General features: G+C 74.0%; 4 protein-coding genes. 3 read left to right on the forward strand and 1 reads right to left on the reverse strand.

Going from position 1 to position 7,098, the window contains the following annotated elements; genetic code table 11:
* The first annotated feature begins 420 nt into the window (after positions 1-420).
* The 3 genes from IG62_RS0140475 to nudC all read left to right on the forward strand — a co-directional run bounded on the left by IG62_RS0140475 (position 421) and on the right by nudC (position 6,498).
* Positions 421-4,068, forward strand: a complete 3,648-nt coding sequence (locus IG62_RS0140475) for an ATP-dependent DNA helicase (RefSeq protein ID WP_030816162.1) — start codon at positions 421-423, stop codon at positions 4,066-4,068.
* 10 nt (positions 4,069-4,078) lie between these two features.
* Entirely contained in the window at positions 4,079-5,485 is a 1,407-nt protein-coding gene (locus IG62_RS0140480; protein ID WP_030816163.1) for a dipeptidase, read from the forward strand.
* A 77-nt stretch (positions 5,486-5,562) separates the two neighbouring features.
* Entirely contained in the window at positions 5,563-6,498 is a 936-nt protein-coding gene (gene nudC / locus IG62_RS0140485; RefSeq protein ID WP_030816165.1) for an NAD(+) diphosphatase, read from the forward strand.
* Between the two features lie 173 nt (positions 6,499-6,671).
* On the opposite strand, the gene IG62_RS0140490 is transcribed toward nudC, so the two are convergent.
* Entirely contained in the window at positions 6,672-6,917 is a 246-nt protein-coding gene (locus IG62_RS0140490) for a mycoredoxin (protein ID WP_030417138.1), read from the reverse strand.
* Between the last annotated feature and the right edge of the window lie 181 nt (positions 6,918-7,098).

The following is a 7,098-nucleotide window of genomic DNA, read 5'->3' on the forward strand; positions in this document are numbered from 1 at the left end:
CCACCCACCTCCCCTTCATCCCCTTACGGGAGGGGACAGACCGGAGGACGAAGTCTGTAGGGCTGTCACCGCACCCGACACCCACCCAGCCCGCCGCAGGCGCAACGGCGAGCGAGCCCGACGGCGGGCCAGACAGGTACGTGCGGCGCGCCGCAAAGCGCAACGGCGAGCGAGCCCGACGGCGGGCCAGGCAGGTACGTGCGGGGCGCCGCAAAGCGCAACGGCGAGCGAGCCCGACGGCGGGCCAGGCAGGTACGTGCGGCGCGCCGCAAAGCACAACGGCGAGCGAGCCCCGCGGCGGGAGAGACGGGTACGTGGGAGGCGCCGCAATGCGCAGCGCCCCGCGGCGGGACAGCCAGGTACGTGGGGCGACCGGCCCAGCGCAGCGGATTGTCGGTGGGGACCGTTACCGTCTGAACCGTGAGACCGCGTATCACCGACCCCGAGCAGCTCAAGGAGCTGCTCGGGATCCCGTTCACCCCGGAGCAGGTGGCGTGCATCACCGCGCCGCCCGCGCCGCAGGTCATCGTGGCCGGAGCCGGGTCCGGCAAGACCACGGTGATGGCCGCGCGCGTGGTGTGGCTGGTCGGCACCGGGCAGGTCGCCCCCGAGCAGGTCCTCGGACTGACCTTCACGAACAAGGCCGCCGGCGAGCTCGCCGAGCGGGTCCGCGCCGCCCTCGTCAAGGCCGGAGTGACCGACCCGGAGCCCGTGCCGGGGAGCACCGAGGCCGTCCCCGGCGAGCCGCGCATCTCGACGTACCACGCCTTCGCCGGCCAGCTCCTCAAGGACCACGGCCTGCGCATCGGCCTGGAACCCAGCGCCCGGCTGCTCGCCGACGCCACCCGCTTCCAGCTCGCCGCCCGCACCCTGCGCACCGCCCCCGGCCCCTACCCGGCGCTCACCACCTCCCTGCCCTCCCTCGTGGAGGACCTCCTCGCCCTGGACGCCGAGCTCGCCGAGCACCTCGTGGACCCGGCCGAGCTCCGCCGTTACGACACCGGCCTGCTCACCGCCCTCGACGGGGTCAAGCTCACCAACGCCGACCTGCGCAAGGTCCCCGACACCGCCCGCGCCCGACTGGAGCTCCTCGACCTCGTCACCGCCTACCGCAGCGAGAAGCGCCGCCGCGACCTGCTCGACTTCGGTGACCAGATCGCCCATTCGGCGACCCTCGCCACCACCCGCCCCGAGGTGGGCCGGATCCTGCGCGACGAATTCCGGGTCGTCCTCCTCGACGAGTACCAGGACACCTCCGTCGCCCAGCGGCTGCTGCTCTCCGGCCTCTTCGGCGCCGCGAACGGCACCCCCACCGGACACGCCGTCACCGCCGTCGGCGACCCCTGCCAGGCCATCTACGGCTGGCGCGGCGCCTCCGTCGCCAACCTCGACGACTTCCCCGCCCACTTCCCCCTCGCGGACGGCACCCCCGCCCACCGGTACGCCCTCAGCGAGAACCGCCGCAGCGGCGGCCGTCTCCTCGACCTCGCCAACGGCCTCGCCGCCCCGCTCCGCCGCATGCACGAAGGCGTCGAAGCGCTCCGCCCCGCCCCCGGCGCAGAACGCGACGGCACCGTCCGCTGCGCCCTGCTGCCCACCCACGCCGAAGAACTCCGCTGGCTCGCCGACTCCCTCGCCCACCTCGTACGCACCGGCACCCCGCCCGGCGAGATCGCCGTCCTGTGCCGCACCGCCGGCGACTTCGCCCAGATCCAGGGCGAACTCGTCGCCCGCGACATCCCCGTCGAGGTCGTCGGCCTCTCCGGGCTGCTCCACCTCCCCGAGATCGCCGACCTCGTCGCCGTCTGCGAAGTGCTCCAGGACCCCACCGCCAACGCCTCCCTCGTCCGCCTCCTGATCGGCCCCCGCTGGCGGATCGGCCCCCGCGACCTCGCCCTCCTCGGGCGCCGCGCCCGCACCCTCGTCCACCACGGCGGCCCGTCCGACGACCCCGCACAACGCCTCGCCGCAGCCGTCGAAGGCACCGACCCCGCCGAGACCCTCTCCCTCGCCGACGCCCTCGACACCTTCCTGGAGGCCGACGGCACCGACGACGGCCTGCCGTTCTCCCCCGAAGCACGGGTGCGCTTCGCCCACCTCGCCGCCGAACTCCGCGACCTGCGGCGCTCCCTGGGCGACCCCCTCATGGACGTCCTCCACCGGGTGCTCGCCACCACCGGCCTCGAAGTCGAACTCTCCGCGTCCCCGCACGCCCTCGCCGCCCGCCGCCGCGAAACCCTCGGCACCTTCCTCGACGTCGCCGCCGGATTCGCCGCCAAACAGGGCGGCGAATCCCTCGACGGCGAAGCCACCCTCCTGGCCTTCCTCGGCTTCCTGCGCACCGCCGTCCAGTACGAGAAGGGCCTCGACAGCTCCCTCCCCGGCGGCGACAACACCGTCAAGGTGCTCACCGCCCACAAGTCCAAGGGCCTCGAATGGGACGTCGTCGCCGTCCCCGGCCTCGTCGCCAAGCAGTTCCCCAGCGAACAGTCCCGCGAGTCCTGGACCAGCCGCGCCAAGGTCCTGCCGCACGCCCTCCGCGGCGACGCCGCCACCCTTCCCGACGTCGAGGAATGGGCCGCCCGCGGCCTCAAGGACTTCAAGGAGGCGATGAAGCACCACCAGCAGACCGAGGAACTCCGCCTCGGCTACGTCACCTTCACCCGCCCCCGCTCCCTGCTGCTCGGCTCCGGCCACTGGTGGGGCCCGCACCAGAAGCGGCCGCGCGGCCCGTCCGCCTTCCTGGAGGCGCTGCGCGAGCACTGCGAGGCCGGCCACGGCGAGATCGAGCACTGGGCCGACCCGCCCGAGGAGGGCGCCGAGAACCCCACCCTCGCCGAGGCCGCCGCCGAACAAGCCTGGCCGCTGCCCCTCGACCCCACCGCCCTGGCCCGCCGCCGCACCGCAGCGGCCGCGGTCCGCACCCACCTCGCCCGCCACCAGGCCACCCGGCCGCCCGCCGCCGTCTCCCCGGCCGTCCCCGCGCCGTCCCCCGCCTACGACCCGGAGTGGCCGCCGGCCCCACCGGAGGAGGAGTGGGAGGACGACCCGTACGGCGTGCCGGAGGACGACCCGTACGGCGTGCCCGAGGACGTCGAGGCGTACGGCGTGCCCGAGGCCGACCCGTTCGACGAACCGGACCGGTTCGCGATCCCCGAGGCGGACCCGTTCGACGACGTTCCGGGCATCGAGGACGTTCCCGGTGCGGCCGACGCGCCCCCGCGGCCCCGCATCGTCGCCCAGCGCACCACCGAACCGGACCTCACCCACCCGGCCCCCGCCCACCAGGACGAGGGGGCCGACGAAGACACCGGCCCCCACCCGCTGCTCCCCGAGGAACGCCGCATCCTCGGCTCCTGGGACCGCGACCTGGAGGCGCTCGCCGACGAACTGCGCCGCTCCCGCGCCACCGTCCGCGAGGTCCCCCTGCCCGCCGCCCTCAGCGCCACCCAGCTGCTCCGCCTCGCCGCCGACCCGGACGGCTTCGCCCGCGAACTGGCCCGTCCCATGCCGCGCCCGCCCCAGCCCGGCGCCCGCCGCGGCACCCGCTTCCACGCCTGGGTCGAGTCCCGCTTCGAGGAGCTCGCCCTGCCGCTGCTCGGCCCCGACGAGCTGCCGGGCGCCGACGAGCCCGATACCTACGCGCCCGACGCCGACCGGATCACCGACGAACACGACCTGGAAACCCTCAAGGAGGCGTTCGCCCGCACCCCCTACGCCCACCGCACCCCGTACCGCGTCGAGGCGCCGTTCCAGCTGATCCTCGCCGGCCGGATCATCCGCGGCCGGATCGACGCCGTCTACAAGGAGCACGGCCCCGACGGCGACCGCTACGAGATCATCGACTGGAAGACCGGCCGCACCCAGAACGCCGACCCCCTCCAGCTCGCCATCTACCGCCTCGCCTGGGCCGAACGCCACGGCCTGCCCCCGTCCGCCGTCGGCGCCGCCTTCCTCTACGTCCGCACCGGCGAGATCGCCCGGCCCGCCCGCCTCCCCGGCCGCGCCGGACTCGAACGCATCCTGCGGGGGGAGACCGACGACCGGCCTCCCCCGGAAGGCCGATAGGCTCGGTCGTATGAGCACAACCCCGGACAGCGCCGTCCGCGCGTACCTCGACAGCCACCGCGACGCCTTCCTCGACGACCTCGCCGAGTGGCTGCGCATCCCCTCCGTGTCCGCCGACCCGGACCGTGCTCCCGACGTACGCCGCAGCGCCGAATGGCTCGCCGCCAAGCTCACCGGCACCGGCTTCCCGACCGCCGAGATCTGGGAGACCGAGGGCGACGGCCTGCCCGCCGTCTTCGCCGAATGGCCCTCCGGCGACCCGTCCGCACCCACCGTGCTCGTCTACGGACACCACGACGTACAGCCCGCCGCCCGCGCGGACGGCTGGCACACCGACCCCTTCGCGCCGCAGGTCATCGACGGCAAGCTCTATGCCCGCGGCGCCGCCGACGACAAGGGCCAGGTGTTCTTCCACACCCTCGGCGTCCGCGCCCACCTCGCCGCCACCGGCCGCACCGCGCCCGCCGTCAACCTCAAGCTGCTGATCGAGGGCGAGGAGGAGTCCGGCTCCCCGAACTTCCCCGCCCTGATCGAAAAGCACGCCGACCGCCTCGCCTGCGACGCCGTGATCGTCTCCGACACCGGCATGTGGTCCAGGGACACCCCCACCGTCTGCACCGGCATGCGCGGACTGACGGACTGTCAGATCGAGTTGTACGGCCCCGACCAGGACATCCACTCCGGCTCCTTCGGCGGCGCGGTGCCCAACCCCGCCACCGAGGCCGCCCGGCTGGCCGCCGCCCTCCACGACGCCGACCGCCGCGTCGCCGTCCCCGGCTTCTACGACGGCGTGATCGAACTCACCGACCGCGAACGGGAACTCTTCGCCGAGCTGCCCTTCGACGAGGAGGAGTGGCTGCGCACCGCGCACTCCCACGCCACCCTCGGCGAGGCCGGCACCACCACCCTGGAACGCCTCTGGGCCCGCCCCACCGCCGAGGTCAACGGCATCGGCGGCGGCTACCAGGGCCCCGGCGGCAAGACCATCGTGCCGTCCACCGCCCAGCTGAAGCTCTCCTTCCGGCTGGTCGCCGGCCAGGACCCGGCCGCCGTCCAGCAGGCCGTACGCGACTGGGTCGCTGCACAGCTCCCGCCCGGCATCCGGCACGAGATCACCTTCTGGGGCGCCACCCGCCCCTGCCTCACCCCGCTCGACCACCCCGCGCTCCAGTCCGTCGTCCGCGCCATGGGACGCGCCTTCGGCCAGAAGATCCGCTTCACCCGCGAGGGCGGCTCCGGCCCGGCCGCCGACCTCCAGGACGTCCTCGGCGCCCCCGTCCTCTTCCTCGGCATCTCCGTCCCCTCCGACGGCTGGCACGCGCCGAACGAAAAGGTCGAACTCGACCTGCTGATGAAGGGCGTCGAGACCGCCGCCCACCTGTGGGGCGACCTGGCGGAGACCTGGCAGCGGACCTGACCGCCCCGCGCCCCGCCGCACCGTTCCGCGCCCGTACGCAGCAATCACCCACGCCACAGGGGGAGTTGGAAACAGCAGTGACCACCTGGACCGAGCACACCGCCGACCGGCCGATCACGTTCAGCGCGCCGAGCGGCATCGACCGCTCCGCCCACCACCGTCTCGACGAGGCATGGCTGGCGGCGGCCTGGAGCCACCCGACGACGCGCGTCTTCGTGGTGTCCGGCGGCCAGGCACTGATCGACGACACCCCCGACGGCCGCACCGAACTGATCATGACGCCGTCCTTCGAGGCGCCGCTCACCGAGGCCCACCGCTACTACCTCGGCACCGACGACGACGGCGTCAGCTACTTCGCCCTCCAGAAGGACAGCCTCCCCGGCCGCATCGACCAGTCCGCGCGCCCGGCCGGCCTGCGTGAGGCGGGCCTCCTGCTGTCCCCCCGCGACGCCGGCCTGCTCGTCCACGCCGTCGCCCTGGAGAACTGGCAGCGGCTGCACCGCTTCTGCTCCCGCTGCGGCGAACGCACCGTGATCGCCGCCGCCGGCCACATCCGCCGCTGCCCCGCCTGCGGCGCCGAGCACTACCCCCGTACCGACCCGGCCGTGATCATGCTCGTCACCGACGAGGAGGACCGCGCCCTGCTCGGCCGCCAGGTCCACTGGCCCGAGGGCCGCTTCTCCACCCTCGCCGGCTTCGTCGAGCCGGGGGAGTCCATCGAGCAGTCGGTGGCCCGCGAGGTCTACGAGGAGGCCGGGGTCGTCGTCGGGGACGTGGAGTACGTGGCCAGCCAGCCCTGGCCCTTCCCGTCCAGCCTGATGCTGGGCTTCATGGCCCGCGCCACCTCCGCCGAGATCCAGGTGGACGGCGAGGAGATCGAAGAGGCCCGCTGGTTCTCCCGCGAGGACCTCCGCGCCGCCTTCGAATCCGGCGAGGTCCTGCCGCCCTACGGCATCTCCATCGCCGCCCGCCTGATCGAGCTCTGGTACGGCAAGCCGCTGCCGAAGCCGTGACGGGGTGAGGAGAGCCGGGCGGACCGGCCTCACGCGCACAGAAGAGGGCCGCCGGCCGGTTCCGTCGATCAGCGACGGAACCGGCCGGCGGCCCTCAGGTGCACGTGCAGGCGCACCTCGGTCCCTCACCGGGACCTGAGGCGGCGGGCCTCAAGCGGCCCGCCCCGCGGTCGTCAGGCCACGCCCACCTTCTGCTTGACCTGCGCCAGGGACGGGTTCGTCAGCGTCGTGCCGTCGGCGAAGAGCACGGTCGGCACCGTCTGGTTGCCGCCGTTGGCCTTCTCCACGAACGCCGCGGACTCCGGGTCCTGCTCGATGTTGATCTCGGTGTACGCGATTCCCTCACGGTCCATCTGGCTCTTCAGCCGACGGCAGTAACCGCACCAGGTGGTGCTGTACATCGTCACAGTGCCCGCCATGCGCCCCGCGCTCCTTCGTCAGTCGTCAGTCTCAGTCGTCTGTCTCGTACCGCCCACTCGGTGCGGTTCGTACCGCCCACTCGGCGCGGCCAAGGGACACAACGCATGGGAGGGGCGGGCAATTCCCGGGGGGCTTGGACGGGGGGTTCCCCGGGGAGGGGGCGCCCCCCGGCCCCCGCCC

Source organism: Streptomyces sp. NRRL S-337 (assembly GCF_000720175.1).
Taxonomy (GTDB): domain Bacteria; phylum Actinomycetota; class Actinomycetes; order Streptomycetales; family Streptomycetaceae; genus Streptomyces; species Streptomyces siderophoricus.